Origin of the sequence: Aquabacter sediminis, from assembly GCF_028863665.1 — a bacterium.
Taxonomy (GTDB): domain Bacteria; phylum Pseudomonadota; class Alphaproteobacteria; order Rhizobiales; family Xanthobacteraceae; genus L1I39.
In genome coordinates this window covers 18,658-33,558 of the sequence record NZ_JARBFX010000017.1, presented here as the reverse complement: position 1 = coordinate 33,558, position 14,901 = coordinate 18,658, and the positions used below count along the sequence as shown (strand labels likewise).

The window sequence follows — 14,901 nt, the reverse complement described above, 5'->3', positions numbered from 1 at the left end:
ATGCGCCCGATCGCCCCCAAGAAGAGCGGCATCATCGCGGTCCTCGACATCGGTACCAGCAAGATCGTCTGCGCCATCGCGCGGCTGAAGCCCCGCGGCGCCTCCGACGTGCTGCGCCGGCGCACCCATTCCATCGACGTGCTCGGCATCGGCCACACCCGCGCCCATGGCGTGAAGGGCGGCGCCATCGTCGACATGGCGCGCGCCGAAATGGCCATCCGCCAAGCCGTGGACATGGCGGAGCGCGCGTCGGGCGTGCAGATCGCCTCGGTGATTCTCGGTGTCTCCGGAGCCCGCCTCGCCTCCCAGCATTACGAGGCGGCGGTGCGCCTGACCTCGCCAGCGGTGGAGGAGTTTGACATCCGCCGCGTTCTGGAAGCCGCGTCCACCTATGCGGTGGGCGACGGCCGGGCGGTGATGCACGCGCTGCCCGTGGGCTATTCGCTGGACGGGCGCGCCGGCATCGGCGAGCCGTGCGGCATGCTGGGCCGTGAGCTCGGCGTCGACATGCACGTGGTCACGGGCGACCTGACCTCCTTGAAGAATCTCGTGCTCTGCGTGGAGCGCTGCCATCTGGGCATCGAGGCCATGGTGGCCGCGCCTTATGCCGCAGCCCTCTCCTCGCTCACCGACGATGAGATGGAGCTGGGCGTCACGCTCGTCGACATGGGCGCCGGCACCACCACTTTCTCCATCGTGTCCGGCGGCCACTGCATCTATGTGGACGGGATCGCAGTGGGCGGCCAGCACATCACGAACGACGTGGCGCGCGGCCTGCCCGCCCGCCTCGCCGATGCCGAGCGTCTGAAATGCCTGCACGGCGCCGTCGTCGCGGTGTCCTCCGACGACCACGACATGCTGACCATTCCCCCGCTTTCGGGCGATGAGCGCGACCAGCCCAACATGGTGCCCAAGGCACGGCTCGTGACCATCGTGAAGCCACGGGCGGAAGAGATCGTGGAACTGATTCGCGATCGCCTGAAGGCCTCTGGGCATGCAGGCGACGCGGGACGGCGGCTTGTTCTCACGGGCGGAGCCGCACAATTGCAGGGACTTGCAGATCTGATGGGACGAATCATCGGTCCTCAGGTCAGAATCGGACGTCCCCTCGGCGTCTCCCGGCTGCCGGAAGCGGCGCGTGGCGCCGCCTTCGCGGTGGCGGCGGGCCTGATGGTCTATCCCCAGGTGGCGGGGCTCGAGCATTTCGAGCCGCGGCGCCGGCAGGCGGTGGGCGCGGACGGGGGCACCTATTTCGGCCGCGTTGGACGCTGGCTGAGGGACAGCTTTTAGAGATGGTTAACGAGATTCGCCTTAACTGTTCGGCGAGCCTCGGATTCGGACGGCGGCACGGCGCTTCGGGCGCGACGGAGTGAGAAAATGTCGATCAACCTTCAGATGCCCGACATTCGGGAGTTGCGGCCCAGGATCACCGTGTTCGGCTGCGGTGGCGCCGGCGGCAACGCGGTGAACAACATGATCACCGCCGGTCTTACCGGCGTCGAGTTCGTGGTGGCCAACACCGATGCGCAGGCCCTGTCCCTCTCCAAGGCCGAGCGCCTGGTGCAGATGGGCGTCGCCGTGACCGAAGGTCTGGGCGCGGGTTCGCAGCCGGAAGTCGGCCGCGCGGCGGCTGAAGAGGTGATCGACGAGATCCGCGACCACCTGTCCGGCTCCCACATGGTCTTCATCACCGCCGGCATGGGCGGTGGCACCGGCACCGGCGCCGCCCCCGTCGTCGCCCGGGCCGCCCGCGAGCTCGGCATCCTGACGGTGGGTGTGGTGACCAAGCCCTTCCACTTCGAGGGCCAGCGCCGCATGCGCGTCGCCGAGCACGGCATCAACGAGCTTCAGAAGACCGTCGACACGCTGATCGTCATCCCGAATCAGAACCTGTTCCGCGTCGCCAACGAGAAGACCACCTTCGCCGACGCCTTCGCCATGGCGGACCAGGTGCTCTATTCGGGCGTGGCCTGCATCACGGACCTGATGGTGAAGGAAGGCCTCATCAACCTCGACTTCGCCGACGTGCGCGCCGTGATGCGCGACATGGGCAAGGCGATGATGGGCACGGGCGAAGCCTCCGGCGACAAGCGCGCCATCCAGGCGGCCGAGGCGGCCATCGCCAATCCGCTCCTGGACGAGACCTCCATGCGCGGCGCCGGCGGGCTGCTCATCTCCATCACCGGCGGCAACGACATGACGCTGTTCGAGGTGGACGAGGCGGCGACCCGCATCCGCGAGGAAGTGGACCCCGACGCCAACATCATCCTGGGCGCCACCTTTGACCAGTCGCTGGACGGCATCATCCGCGTGTCCGTGGTGGCCACCGGCATCGACCCGGCTGTCATCCCCGAGCAGATCCAGTATCGCGGCGAGAGCAGCCCTGACCTGCAGGGCCGGAAGATGTCCAATGCCGGTCGCGCCGCGGTGGAAGCCGCCCGCGAAACCCAGATCCGCAACGCAGTGGCGTCGATCTCGGCCGAGGACCTGATGGCCCTCGACAGCCTCGCCGCCTCCGCGCCCGCCCCCACCACCCAGCGGCCGATGGCTCCCGAGCCCGCGCCCCAGCAGGCCGTCGCCATTGACGACGTGACCATCCGCGCGGCGGCGCCGAAGCCCTCTTTTTTCGCCGAACCTGAGCCGCAGGCTCCGCCTCCACCGGCCCCGGTGGAAGACGAGTTTGCGCCTTACATCCCCCCGCAGGCCCAGCGGCCGCGCGCGCCCCGCATGCCCCGCGTGGACGAGTTGCCCATGCCCGCCCAGAACCAGATCCGCGCCCAGCGCGGCGAGCCGCCGGTGGAGCAGAAGCGCATGACGCTGCTGCAGCGCCTCGCTCATGTGGGCATTGGCCGCCGTGAGGAGGAGCCGGCGCCGGCCCCGCAGCAGGCGCCCCGTCGTGACCAGCCCAGCATGCGCGGCCCGGATCCCCGCACCGCCCAGCGTCCGGCCGGCCGTCCCGGCGACCCGGTCTCCGAGTTCGCCAAGCGCCCCCCGACCCGCCCGGCGGCGGAGGTACCCACACGCCACGCGCCCCAGGCCGGCCATGACGACGACCAGCTGGAGATCCCGGCCTTCCTGCGTCGCCAGGCCAACTGACCGCACTGCAGCGATTCGCTCACGCGGCCTGTAACAAGGCCCTTGCGCCCGGACGAACATCCGGGCGCAAGTGTTTGATAACTAAAAATAAACGAAGTTTCTGCGTCGGTAACAGCCGGTAAGCAAGCGTGATTTGGCGCGACGCAACAAGGCGACTAGGTTCACCCTCGAACCGATCAGTTCGCCGGCAGGGATCACATCCGGTGGGATGACACCCATCAAGCACGGCGGATTTGGGATGGTGCGGTGAAACTTTAGGGGCGGAAGTGCGACGGCGAAGGCCGCGGCGGCTTCCGAGGCGGAATGGCTCGCGAGATGCAGACGACCCTGGCCGGAGAGGCCATGCTCAAGGGCGTGGGCGTGCACGGCGGCATCGAGGCCACCTTGACCCTCAAGCCCGCCCCCAGTGACACCGGTCTCGTCTTCGTCCGCACCTTCGCCGATCAGGCTCCCCGCAAGGTCGCCGTCTCCCGCCAGTCCGTGCAGGCCACCGAATTGGCCACCGTGCTGGGCGACAAGACCGGCATCCTCGTCTCCACCGTCGAGCACGCCCTTGCCGCCCTTACAGGCCTCGGCGTCGACAATGCCGTGATTGAGATCGACGGGCCCGAAGTCCCGATCCTGGACGGCAGCGCCGCCCGCTTCGTGGATGCCATCGAGCGGGCCGGAATGGTGGAGCTTCCCGCCCGCCGCAAATATCTCAAGGTGCTGAAGCCCATCCGGGTCGAGGCTGGCGCCTCGTTCGGCGAGCTGCTCCCCTATGATGCGGGCTTCCGCCTCGAAGTGGAGATCGAGTTCGCCAACGCGCTCATCGGCCGCCAGCGTTTCGCCGCCAATCTCACCCCTGCCGTGTTCCGCAAGGATTTGGCCGCCGCCCGCACCTTCGGCTTTCTGAAGGATGTGGAGCGCCTGCGTGCCGCCGGCTATGCCCGCGGCGCCTCGCTGGACAACACCGTCTGCGTCGGCGACGACGGCATCCTGAACGAGGACGGCCTGCGCTTCTCCGACGAGTTCGTGCGTCACAAGGCCATGGACGCAGTGGGCGACCTCACCCTGGCCGGCCTGCCCCTGCTGGCGCGCTACCGCTCCTTCCGCGGCGGTCACAAGCTGAACTTCCAGGTGGTGGACGCCCTGCTGGCTGACCGCTCCGCCTTTGCCATCGTCGAGGCCCCCGCCCGCAGCCGCCGCGAGGGCGCGGAGCTGGCCATTGGCAGCCCGGTCCTGGCTTTCGCCCCCGAGCTTTGATCGCCGATCGCGTTTTCCCAAGGGGCACGATTTGCATCGACCGGCCGGACCTCTCCAGGTTCCGGCCGGTTTTGCGTTTCGGCACCCACAGTGGACTTTCGCGGCGGCGGATTCCCGCGTATTTGCCTTCTCTTCATGGATGGGCGCCACAATGCCGTCCGAAAGCCCCGTTAGCGGGCTAGATGTGCGAGGCGTGTGGGACAGCTGAGCTGTGTCGCCGCGCGCATCTGGACTGCGGGCTGGTCGGACCCCTGGCGGGTGCGCCCGGGTTGCGGGTTCTGGATGGGGTGAGAGACGGCTCGGCCGCCAGCCTGGCGGGGTCTGGGCCGGCTCGATTTTGAGGCGGACCACCCGGCGGCCCCAAGCAGGGTTCGCGCGCCGGACGGCAGCCAGCGATTGGGATTGGATCTTCACGTGATGCGCCTGTTCTTCGACGCCGCCTCCCTGCGCACCCTGCACCTTCGTAACGTTAGCCAGCGCGCCTTCGGCCTAATGGGCGCCCTCCTGGTGGCGGCCAGCCTTTCGGCCTGCGCCAGCAACAAGGACGAGATCATTCCCCCCGATGAGCCGGCGGAGAAGATCTACAATGAGGGCCTGACCCTCATGAATAAGGGCGACCTCGCGGGTGCGGCCAAGCGCTTCGAGGACCTGGACAAGACCCATCCCTATTCCGAATGGGCCCGCAAGGCGCTCCTGATGGACACCTATGTCTATTACGAGGCGGGCAAGTACGATGAGGCGATCTCGGCCGGGAAGCGCTACCTGACGCTCCATCCCGGCTCGGCAGACGCGGCCTATGCCTCTTACCTGGTGGCCTCGGCCTATTTCGACAACATCCCCGACGTCACCCGCGACCAGCGCGCCACACGGCAGGCGCTGGACGCGCTGGAGGACGTGATTCGCAAGTATCCCAACACCGAATATGCTGCCGCCGCCCGCAAGAAGGTGGAGGTGGCGCGCGACCAGCTGGCCGGCAAGGAGATGGTGGTCGGGCGCTATTACCTCGAGCAGCGCAACTATGTGGGCGCCATCAACCGCTTCAAGGTGGTGGTGACTCAATACCAGACCACCCGCCAGGTGGAAGAGGCGCTGTTCCGCCTCACCGAGGCCTACATGGCCATGGGCATCGTCAACGAGGCCCAGACGGCAGCTGCGGTTCTGGGCTACAATTTCCCGGACAGTCCGTGGTACAAGGACGCCTACAAGCTGGTCCAGGCCGGCGGCGTGCAGCCGCAGGAGAACAAGGGTTCCTGGATCAGCCAGGCATTCAAGAAGATGGGCCTCGGCTGACCTGCCATGCTTTCCTCTCTCTCGATCCGGGACATCGTTCTGATCGAGAAGCTTGATCTTGTCCTGTCGGACGGCCTCACCGTCCTGACCGGCGAGACCGGCGCCGGCAAATCCATCCTGCTGGATTCGCTCTCCTTGGCCCTCGGAGGCCGGGGCGATGGCGGCCTCGTGCGCCATGGCGAGAGCAAGGGACAGGTCACCGCCGTCTTCGACCTGCCGCTCGACCATCCCGCCCGCGCCTTGCTGGCGGAGGCGGAGATTCCGGCCGACGAGGGCGAGATTGTCATCCGCCGGGTGCAGATGGCCGACGGGCGCACCCGCGCCAGCATCAACGAGCAGCCGGTGAGCGTGCAGACCTTGCGGGTGCTCGGCACCCTGCTGGTGGAACTGCATGGCCAGCATGCGGACCGCGCTTTGGTGGAGCCCGCGAGCCACCGCGCGCTGCTGGATGCCTTTGGCGGACTGGCGCCCGCCGCGGCCGAGGTGGGCCGGCTCTGGCGCGCCTGGCGGGAGACCAGCGAGGAGGCGGAGGCCGAGCGGGCACGGCTGGAGGCGGCGGCCCGCGATGCCGACTATATCCGCCATGCGGTGGAGGAATTGACCACGCTCGGCCCCGAGGCGGGCGAGGAGGCAGCCCTCTCCGCGCGGCGCACCCATATGATGCGCTCGGAAAAGATGGCGGCGGACCTGTCCGATGCGCTGGAGGCGGTGGGCGGCCCCGGCTCGCCCATTTCGGGCCTCGCGGCCGCCGTGCGGCGGCTGGAGCGGCGGGCGGGCGAGGCGCAGGAGCTGGTGCGCCCGGCGGTGGAGGCCATCGACCAGGCGCTGGACCAGCTGGAGACCGCCCGGGCCCATCTGGAAGCCGCCCTCGCCGACGCGGATTTCGATCCGCGCGAACTGGAACGCATCGAGGAGCGGCTGTTCGCGCTGCGCGCCGCCGCCCGCAAATATGGCAGCACCATCGAGGACCTGCCGGGTGTTGCCGAGCGCTTTTCCGCCCAACTCGCGGCCCTCGACCGGGGCGCGGCCCGGCTCGGGCAGTTGGAGAAGGCGGTGGCTGAGACGGAAGCCGCCTTCCGCACCGCCGCCGCCCGGCTCTCCAAGGCCCGCCAGGCCACAGCGAAGCAATTGGGCGAGGCGGTAAATGCCGAATTGCCGCCGCTGAAGCTGGAGCGGGCCACCTTCTCCGTGGAGGTGCAGGCGGAGACGCAGACGCCCGGTCCCGATGGCTATGACCGGGTGGAATTCTGGGTGCGCACCAATCCCGGCACCCGTCCCGGCCCCATGATGAAGGTGGCCTCCGGCGGCGAACTGGCGCGCTTTCTCCTGGCCCTCAAGGTAGTGCTGGCCGATCGCGGATCAGCCCCCACCCTCATTTTCGACGAGATCGACACCGGTGTCGGCGGCGCGGTTGCCGATGCCATAGGCCAGCGCCTCGCGCGCCTGGCCGGCCGCGTCCAGGTGCTGGCGGTGACCCATGCGCCGCAGGTGGCGGCCCGCGCCGGCCATCATCTGCTTATCACCAAGGGGCACGACCAGGCCAAGGGCGCCAAGGCCAGCCGCGATGCGCCGGTGGCCACCCGCGTCACCCGCCTCGACAGCCCGAGCCGGCGGGAGGAGATCGCCCGCATGCTGGCGGGTGCCGACATCACCGACGAAGCCCGCGCCGCGGCGCAGCGGCTGTTGGGGGCGCAGGGCTAGAGGCGGCTCCGAGCCTATCGAATCCGCGCCTTTTCAAAGAGATAGAGAGTGGTATTGCGCTCCCCTCCGCGCGATCCGAAGGATCGGACTCTCAGAGCCCGTCCACAGTCAGGATGCGCAGACCCTTTCCGTCCCGTGAGACGTCACGCCCGGGATTGGCCCGGGCATGACGGCCGAATAGGGCGCGCCCGCCTGATCGTCCGGCCGGGCATTTCCTTGGCCGGTCTGCGCTGAATGCTACATTTCAAACAGCTTTAATGGTCTTCGTGCCGGGGGCTCACCAGCCGGCGACCTTTGACCGAGCGCGCCTGACTTTTGTTCTCAACGTCACCCGCCTGTCCCCCTCCCTAACCCTCCCCCGCCCTTTCCCCCTCCCTAACCCTCCCCCGCCTTGCGGGAGAGGGGATTTTCGTGCGCCTGGGCGGGGTGGTGGTTCTGGTCTGCGCCGGCCTCCCTAAACTGGGCCTCTCCCCGGCGCGACAGGCCCCCCTCCCTAACCCTCCCCCGCTTTGCGGGAGAGGGGACTTTGGTGCGCCCGGTCAGGGCGGGGGTTTGCCCGTCATGGCGGCAGTTATCCGGACCTCTCCCCCAGCGCCACAGGCCCCCCTCTCCCGCAAAGCGGGGGAGGGTTGGGGAGGGGGCAAAGACCCAACGCCAACAGCCTGCGCGCCCCTCTGACGCCCCCAGCACCAACATCCCCGCCAGAGGCGAGGTGGAGGGATGCGGGAGCGGCCGGCGCGCGGCGGCGCGCCAGGGGTAAATTGGGTTAGACGTCGGAGCCGGGCTCCGTCCGCTCCCGCGCGGGGATTTATGGCCTCGGCCCTGCGCCGCGTGGGCAACAGGTTCTCCCATCAGCACCGGCCGAACCAGAACCGGATCGGTGCGCCTGGGCCTTCAGCCTCCTCTGCTAACGGGCGCGAGGTGCGTTACTCCCCGTCCCGTCGGACACCCGCCCCCGACACCACCCGTCAGGCCGCTCCGGACGCGCCCCTCCTTGGTGCCAGGTGAGACCACCATAGCAGACCCTCGCGAGAATAGGAATATGATCTAGGATATATTTCTTATAAACGGATGTTGGGGCCGACCTTGCCCCCTCCCTAACCCTCCCCCGCTTCGCGGGAGAGGGGACTTTCGTGCGCCCGGTCGGAGCGGTGGCTCTGCTCAGCCTCGGCGTCCGTCAGCCCGACCTTCCCCCGGCGCCACAAGCCCCCTCTCCCGCGGAGCGGGGGAGGGCTGGGGAGGGGGAAATGGGGGGAAGGGGGCCGGGCGGGGGAAATGGCCAGAACGCTCCCCCGAACGCAAACGGCCGGGCGAAGCCCGGCCGTCGCACACCATCCAGAATCCAGGAAGGCTCAGGCCTCGCCGGCCTCGCCCGCATCACCCTTGGCGTCGGCCTTCTCCTCGCGGGGCGGCTTGGGGCCGCCGCGGGAGACGCCCACCATGGCGGGGCGCAGGACGCGGTCGCCGATGACATAGCCGGCCTGCACCACCTGGAGCACCGTGCCGGAGGGGACGGTCTCGTCGGGGATCTCGAACATGGCCTGGTGGAGATGGGGGTCGAACCGCTGCCCCTTGGGCTCGATCCGGCGCACGCCATACTTTTCCAGCGCTTTCAGGAGGCTGCGCTCGGTGAGTTCGAGGCCGTCCAAGAGCGACTTCACGCCGCCCTCGGCCTTCTCCTTTACGTCCGCCTCCACCGCGCCGAGCGCCCGGGCGAGATCGTCAGCCACGTTCAGCACGTCGCGGGCGAAGGAGGTCACGCCATAGGTCTTGGCGTCGGCAATCTCGCGCTCGGCGCGGCGGCGGATATTTTCCGCCTCGGCGAAGGCGCGCAGATACTTGTCCTTGAAAGCCGCGACCTCGGCCGCCAGACGCTCGCGCTCGGCATGGAAACCGTCGGCGGCCGCGGATGCCAGTTCCTGCATGTCGGCAATTTCCGGGTCCGCAGCCGGATTGGTGCGATTGTTGTCGCTCGCGCCACCCTGCTCGCTCATCACGCTGTCCTCGTCACGTCACATGCCAGCCCGCCGGGGCCGGCCTCCATTTCAACCGCATATCGGCATCGCGGTGGCAAAAATCAAGCGGAGTCGGACCCGGGCGCCCCCAGAATGCGGCTGACCACCCGCGCGGTGAAGTCCACCATGGGGACGATGCGGCCATAATTGAGCCGCGTCGGGCCAATGACGCCCAGCACGCCCACCACCCGGCCCTGCCCGTCGCGATAGGGCGCGACGATGGTGGAGGAGCCCGACAGCGAGAACAATTTGTTCTCCGAACCGATGAAAATGCGCATGGATTGCGCCTCTTCCGCCCGGCCCAGCAGGTCCACCACCTCGCTTTTCGCCTCCAGATCGTCGAACAGCAGGCGGATGCGCTCCAGGTCCTCCAGCGCCCGCAAATCCTCCAGGAGCTTGGCCTGCCCGCGCACGATGAGGCGGCGTTCGGACGCATCCCCGCCGGACCAGGAGGCAAAGCCCTCCTCCACGACCCGGGCGGTGAGCTCGTCCAGCTCCCGGCGCAATTGCGCGGTCTGCGCCTCCATCTCGGTGCGCGCCTCGCCCAGCGTGCGGCCGCGCACCCGGGCATTGAGGAAATTGGTCGCCTCCACCAGCGCAGAGACGGGCAGGCCCGCCGGCAAGGGCAGGACGCGGTTTTCTACCTGTCCGTCCTCGGACACCAGGATCACCAGTGCCCGGCGCGGGTCGAGGGCCACGAATTCCACATGCTTGAGGCGCGGGTCGCTCTTGGTGGCGGTCACCACGCCCGCCCCGCGCGAAAGGCCGGACAGGAGTGCGGACGCCTCGCTGAGGATGCCCTCCACCGAATAGCCCTTGGCGGCGGCGGCCACCTGGGTCTCGATGCTCTTGCGGTCGCGCTCGTTGACGTCGCCGATCTCCAGCAGCGCATCCACGAAGAAGCGCAGGCCCTGGTCAGTGGGCAGGCGCCCGGCGCTGGTGTGGGGCGCATAGATGAGCCCGGCCGCCTCCAGGTCCGCCATCACATTGCGCACGGAGGCGGGGGAGAGCGTCATGGGGATGATGCGCGAGAGATTGCGCGAGCCCACCGGTTCGCCGGTGGCGAGATAGCTCTCCACGATCTGGCGGAAGATTTCCCGCGAGCGCTCGTCCAGCTGGGCGAGGGCGGCGGAATTTGGGGGAATGAACGGGTTCAGGGGCACGGCGGTCATTCCGGGTTCAAGAACAGGGAGATGGTGCGGACGGTGGTGCCAGCGGCTGGCGGGTGAGGACGGGCCGCCCGCTATTCAATTCCGGCGGAGCCTGCTGGATGCGGGCGTCGTCCACCAGAGGCGGGCGCTGGCGCCGCACCATCCAGGCGATCCAGTCCTTCCAGGTCTTTTCACTGATCTTGTGGAGATAGGCAGCGAGCAGCGCGCCGCCAAGGATCAAACCGAGCACAAAGATGGCATCGCAGACCGCTGCGGCGAACTGGACGGGATCGTCGTCAAGGGTGATCCAGGTCCTGTGCCCGCGCGGGCCGCCAAGGATGGCGCCGTGAAGCAGCGCCGGCCACAATTGGCGACCGACGGCGAGAATGGCGACCAGCAGCACGGCCGATGCATAGACCAAGACCACACGCCGGACCCATTTGCGCTCGAACATCGGCTCCCATTCCCGCAGGGTGCGAACGCCATCCTAATGGCTGCCCTGCGCTGTGCTCAATGCCTGAAACGCGGCTCCCCCTTGCCGCCCCCTTGCTCCCGCGCCTCCCCGCCCCTACAACCGGCGCCCGGTTTCACCACGGATTGGACAGACGAATGCGCCCCAGCCGACGCGCCGCCGACGAGATGCGTCCCGTTTCCTTCGAGCGGGGCGTGATGCGCCATGCGGAAGGGTCCTGCCTCGTCAAGTTCGGCGACACCCATGTGCTGGTGGCCGCGACCCTGGAAGAGCGCCTGCCGCCGTGGCTGAAGGGCCAGGGCCGGGGCTGGGTGACGGCGGAATATTCCATGCTGCCCCGCGCCACCCTGGAGCGCACCCGCCGCGAGGTCACGCAGGGCAAGCCCTCCGGCCGCACCCAGGAAATCCAGCGCCTGATCGGCCGCTCGCTGCGCACGGTCACCGACCTCGTCGGCCTCGGCGAGCGCCAGATCACGCTGGACTGCGACGTGCTCCAGGCCGATGGCGGCACGCGCACCGCCGCCATCACCGGCGCCTGGATCGCCCTTTATGACTGCCTTGCCTGGATGCATGCCCGCTCCATGGTCAAGGAGATCCCGCTGCGCCAGCATGTGGCGGCGGTGTCCTGCGGCATTTATAACGGGACGCCCGTGCTTGACCTCGACTATGCCGAGGACAGCAAGGCGGAGACCGACGCCAATTTCGTCATGACAGGAACCGGCGGCATCGTGGAGATCCAGGGCACGGCCGAGAAGACCCCCTTCAGCCAGGACGAACTCCTGTCGCTCCTGGGTCTCGCCCGCACCGGCATCGACCGCCTGGTCGCGCTCCAGAAGGAAGCCATCGCCTGATGTCCCACCGCCGTCTCACCGGTCGCCTCGTGGTCGCCACCCACAATCCCGGCAAGCTCATCGAAATGCGCATGCTGCTGGAGCCATACGGCGTGGAGGCGGTGTCGGCCGGCGAGCTCGGCCTGCCCGAGCCGGAGGAGACCGGCCTGACCTTCGCCGAGAATGCGCGGCTGAAGGCGGTGGCGGCGGCGAATGCGGCAAACCTGCCCGCCTTCGCCGATGACAGCGGGCTGTGCGTGGATGTGCTGGGCGGCCAGCCCGGCATCTACACCGCCCGCTGGGCCGGTCCCGACAAGGACTTCGAGCTGGCCATGCAGAATGTGCAGGCGCTCCTCATCACCCGCGGCGCCGTCACGCCCGAGCAGCGCACGGCCAGCTTCGTCTCGGCCCTGTGCATCGCGTGGCCGGACGGGCATCTGGAGGAGTTCGAGGGCGTGGTGTCGGGCACGCTGGTCTGGCCGGTGCGCGGCGCCAAGGGGTTCGGCTACGATCCCATGTTCGTGCCGGAGGGCCATGACCGCACCTTCGCGGAGATGACGGCCGAGGAGAAGCATTCCATGCCACCCTTGGGCTTCGGCCTCTCCCATCGCGCGCGGGCCTTCCGCAAGCTGGCGCAGGCGTGCCTGGAAGGGTGAGCGCGCTCTCCCTTCACCCCGCGCAGGATACGGCCGGCGGCTTCGGGGTCTATGTGCACTGGCCCTTCTGCCTGGCCAAATGCCCCTATTGCGACTTCAACAGCCATGTCCGCCACGCCCCGCCCGACCAGGCGCGCTTCGTCGCCGCCTTCCGGCGGGAGATCGCGCACATGCGGGCGCTGTCCGGCCCGCGGGCGGCGCAGAGCGTGTTCTTCGGCGGCGGCACACCCTCCCTCATGGCGCCGGCAACGGTGGTGGCGATCCTGGAGGCGGTGAACGCCGCCTGGCCGCTCACCGATGACGTAGAAATCACGCTGGAGGCCAATCCCACCAGCGTGGAGGCGGAACGCTTTGCCGGCTATCGAGCGGCCGGGGTGAACCGCGTCTCGCTGGGCGTGCAGTCCTTGGTGGCGGAGGATCTTAAGAAGCTCGGCCGCATGCATTCGGTGGAGGAGGCGCTCAAAGCCGTCGCCATCGCCCGTGCCGCCTTTCCGCGCGTGTCGTTCGACCTCATCTATGCCCGCCCGGACCAGACACCGGAGGACTGGGCGCAAGAGCTCAGACGCGCCATCGCCGAGGGCTGCGAGCATCTCTCGCTCTACCAGCTCACCATCGAGCCGGGCACCATGTATGAGAAGCTCTATTCCGCCGGAAAGCTTCTCATCCCCGACGACGACCATGCCCGCGCTTTGTGGGACGTGACGCAGGAGATCACGGCGCAGGCGGGTCTTCCCGCCTATGAGATTTCCAACCACGCCCGGCCGGGCGCGCAAGCGCGGCACAATCTGGTCTATTGGCGCTATGGCACCTATGCCGGCATCGGCCCTGGCGCCCATGGCCGGCTGTCCGTCGAGGGCGCCCGCTTGGCCACCTTCACCGAGCGCCTGCCCGAGCGGTGGCTGGAGGCGGTGGAGCGGGACGGCCATGGCCTGGTCTCGCAGGAGACCTTGGACCAGGCCGAGCAGGCGGACGAAATGCTGCTGATGGGCCTGCGCCTGTCAGAGGGCATCGACCTCAAGCGCCACGCGCGCCTCTCCGGCCGGCCGCTGGACGAGAGGCAGATCGCGCTCCTGGCGTCCGAAGGGCTGGTGCGCCGGAACGGCGACCGGCTGGCGGTGACCCCAGCTGGCTTCCCGGTGCTCAATGCGGTGATCGCGGCGCTGGCGGGGTAGAGCGCTTCAGCGTTTCATCGAACCGCTGAAACGCTCTATCTCCTTGTTTTAAAGCATTTCCTTCACGCGAACCGGTTCCCACGTCGCTCGGACATGCTGTCGCCCCTCAGAAGCTGCGCGGCGCCGGGCTCACCACCTGGACGCTGCCCGCCTTGATCTCCATCACCGCCAGACCCCGCTCATTGGTGCCGTCGGGGCGGAAGCGGAAGATGCCGTCGACGCCATTGAAGCCGGAGGGATTGGTGAGCGTCACGTCCGTGAGGCCCTCCGCGCCCTGGGAGCGGACGATGGCGGAAACCAGCGACACCGCGTCATAGGACAGCGTCGCCGTGCGCACGGGATCGGTGCCGTAGCGGGTGCGGTAGCGCTGGGAGAAGGAGCGCCAGCCATTGGCATCGGCGCCGGCATATTGGGCGCCGTCCATCTGCGGGTTGGAGAACAGGCGCGGATCGTCCCAGAGGCCCGTGCCCAGCGGGCGCACCTTCTTCAGGTCGACCCCGGCGGCGGCCAGTTGCTGCACCACCTGGGGCACATTGTCGGCGGTGTCGGGAATGAAGACCGCATCCGCCTGCCCGGCGGCGGCGGCCACCTTGCGCACGGCATTGCCGAGGCGCGTTGCGTCCATGGAATAGCGCTCCAGCGCCACCACCCGCCCACCGGCGGCCGAGGCCGCCTGCTGCAGCGCGCCTTCCGCCACCGAGCCATAGGCATTGTCGGGAATGAGGCCGATGAAGGAGCGCCGGCCCTGGGAGGCGGAATAGCGGATGATGCGGTCCACGTCGCTCTGCGGCAGGAAGCTCAAGAGATAGACGCCGGCGGTGGCCACGTTGGTGTCGGTGGAAAAGGCGATGACGGGAATGCCCCGCGCCCGCGCCACCTGCCCCGCCGCGCCCACCGAATGGGCGAAGAGCGGGCCGAGAATGATGCGGGCGCCCTCATTCACCGCCGCCTCGGCGGCGGCGCGGGCGCCCTGGGCGGTGCCGCCGTCATCCTTCACCAGCAACGTGATGGGCGGCTGGCCGGTTTCCGCCAAGGCGAGTTCCGCCGCATTGCGCATGGATTGGCCCACCGCCGCCGCATTGCCTTGCGCGCCCAAGGGCAGGATGAGGGCGACGGGCGGACCGGAGGAAATGGGCTGGGCGGCGACGGGAGCCGCCAATTCGGCAGCGCTGGGCGGGGGAACGGGCGAGCCCATGTCGCCGGCGCAGGCCGCCAGCAGCGCGGCGCTCGCCACTGAGCCGCCCAGTTGCGCCGTTCGGATGAGGAAGGCGCG

12 protein-coding genes are annotated in these 14,901 nt (G+C 68.8%); 8 read left to right on the top strand and 4 right to left on the bottom strand.

The features are described from left to right. The 5 genes from ftsA (at nucleotide 1) to recN (ending at nucleotide 7,332) form a co-directional block, all read left to right on the top strand. The gene (ftsA, locus tag PV781_RS22665) at nucleotides 1-1,290 is read left to right on the top strand and encodes a cell division protein FtsA (RefSeq protein WP_274777934.1); all 1,290 of its coding nucleotides are present in this window, start codon (nucleotides 1-3) and stop codon (nucleotides 1,288-1,290) included. An 87-nt stretch (nucleotides 1,291-1,377) separates the two neighbouring features. Further along, nucleotides 1,378-3,096 (top strand): cell division protein FtsZ, encoded by a 1,719-nt coding sequence (gene ftsZ, locus PV781_RS22660; RefSeq protein WP_274777892.1) that lies wholly within the window; start codon nucleotides 1,378-1,380, stop codon nucleotides 3,094-3,096. Nucleotides 3,097-3,399: 303 nt separating this feature from the next. Next, entirely contained in the window at nucleotides 3,400-4,341 is a 942-nt protein-coding gene (lpxC, locus tag PV781_RS22655; RefSeq protein ID WP_274777891.1) for a UDP-3-O-acyl-N-acetylglucosamine deacetylase, read from the top strand. Between the two features lie 492 nt (nucleotides 4,342-4,833). Continuing rightward, nucleotides 4,834-5,631, top strand: a complete 798-nt coding sequence (locus PV781_RS22650) for an outer membrane protein assembly factor BamD (RefSeq protein WP_274777933.1) — start codon at nucleotides 4,834-4,836, stop codon at nucleotides 5,629-5,631. A 6-nt stretch (nucleotides 5,632-5,637) separates the two neighbouring features. Then, nucleotides 5,638-7,332: a DNA repair protein RecN gene (gene recN, locus PV781_RS22645; RefSeq protein WP_274777890.1), complete on the top strand. Its 1,695-nt coding sequence runs from the start codon at nucleotides 5,638-5,640 to the stop codon at nucleotides 7,330-7,332. Between the two features lie 1,352 nt (nucleotides 7,333-8,684). On the opposite strand, the gene grpE is transcribed toward recN, so the two are convergent. The 3 genes from grpE to PV781_RS22630 form a co-directional block, all read right to left on the bottom strand. Then, nucleotides 8,685-9,326 carry a nucleotide exchange factor GrpE gene (gene grpE, locus PV781_RS22640; protein ID WP_274777889.1) on the bottom strand — a complete coding sequence of 214 codons (642 nt, stop codon included), beginning with the start codon at nucleotides 9,324-9,326 and terminating at the stop codon, nucleotides 8,685-8,687. A gap of 83 nt (nucleotides 9,327-9,409) precedes the next feature. Next, the gene (hrcA, locus tag PV781_RS22635; protein WP_274777888.1) at nucleotides 9,410-10,519 is read right to left on the bottom strand and encodes a heat-inducible transcriptional repressor HrcA; all 1,110 of its coding nucleotides are present in this window, start codon (nucleotides 10,517-10,519) and stop codon (nucleotides 9,410-9,412) included. A 7-nt stretch (nucleotides 10,520-10,526) separates the two neighbouring features. Then, nucleotides 10,527-10,952, bottom strand: coding sequence for a hypothetical protein (locus PV781_RS22630; RefSeq protein WP_274777887.1), 426 nt, complete (start codon nucleotides 10,950-10,952; stop codon nucleotides 10,527-10,529). 155 nt (nucleotides 10,953-11,107) lie between these two features. Between PV781_RS22630 and rph the strand changes: the two genes are divergently transcribed. The 3 genes from rph to hemW are packed head-to-tail and all read left to right on the top strand — an operon-like array spanning nucleotide 11,108 to nucleotide 13,628. Continuing rightward, nucleotides 11,108-11,821, top strand: coding sequence for a ribonuclease PH (gene rph, locus PV781_RS22625; RefSeq protein ID WP_209100552.1), 714 nt, complete (start codon nucleotides 11,108-11,110; stop codon nucleotides 11,819-11,821). After that, the gene (gene rdgB, locus PV781_RS22620) at nucleotides 11,821-12,456 is read left to right on the top strand and encodes an RdgB/HAM1 family non-canonical purine NTP pyrophosphatase (protein WP_274777886.1); all 636 of its coding nucleotides are present in this window, start codon (nucleotides 11,821-11,823) and stop codon (nucleotides 12,454-12,456) included. Before rph ends, rdgB begins: the two co-directional genes overlap by 1 nt. Further along, entirely contained in the window at nucleotides 12,453-13,628 is a 1,176-nt protein-coding gene (hemW, locus tag PV781_RS22615; RefSeq protein WP_274777885.1) for a radical SAM family heme chaperone HemW, read from the top strand. Before rdgB ends, hemW begins: the two co-directional genes overlap by 4 nt. A 106-nt stretch (nucleotides 13,629-13,734) precedes the next feature. Here the strand turns inward: hemW and PV781_RS22610 are convergent, their stop codons facing one another. After that, the gene (locus PV781_RS22610; RefSeq protein ID WP_425532456.1) at nucleotides 13,735-14,889 is read right to left on the bottom strand and encodes a penicillin-binding protein activator; all 1,155 of its coding nucleotides are present in this window, start codon (nucleotides 14,887-14,889) and stop codon (nucleotides 13,735-13,737) included. Between the last annotated feature and the right edge of the window lie 12 nt (nucleotides 14,890-14,901).

Excerpts from the sequence above, each read along its gene's own strand:
- grpE (WP_274777889.1), bottom strand. The coding sequence starts at position 9,326 with ATGAGCGAGCAGGGTGGCGCGAGCGACAACAATCGCACCAATCCGGCT.
- PV781_RS22630 (WP_274777887.1), bottom strand. The coding sequence starts at position 10,952 with ATGTTCGAGCGCAAATGGGTCCGGCGTGTGGTCTTGGTCTATGCATCG.
- lpxC (WP_274777891.1), top strand. The coding sequence starts at position 3,400 with ATGGCTCGCGAGATGCAGACGACCCTGGCCGGAGAGGCCATGCTCAAG.
- ftsZ (WP_274777892.1), top strand. The coding sequence starts at position 1,378 with ATGTCGATCAACCTTCAGATGCCCGACATTCGGGAGTTGCGGCCCAGG.
- PV781_RS22650 (WP_274777933.1), top strand. The coding sequence starts at position 4,834 with ATGGGCGCCCTCCTGGTGGCGGCCAGCCTTTCGGCCTGCGCCAGCAAC.
- hrcA (WP_274777888.1), bottom strand. The coding sequence starts at position 10,519 with ATGACCGCCGTGCCCCTGAACCCGTTCATTCCCCCAAATTCCGCCGCC.
- ftsA (WP_274777934.1), top strand. The coding sequence starts at position 1 with ATGCGCCCGATCGCCCCCAAGAAGAGCGGCATCATCGCGGTCCTCGAC.
- rdgB (WP_274777886.1), top strand. The coding sequence starts at position 11,821 with ATGTCCCACCGCCGTCTCACCGGTCGCCTCGTGGTCGCCACCCACAAT.
- rph (WP_209100552.1), top strand. The coding sequence starts at position 11,108 with ATGCGCCCCAGCCGACGCGCCGCCGACGAGATGCGTCCCGTTTCCTTC.
- recN (WP_274777890.1), top strand. The coding sequence starts at position 5,638 with ATGCTTTCCTCTCTCTCGATCCGGGACATCGTTCTGATCGAGAAGCTT.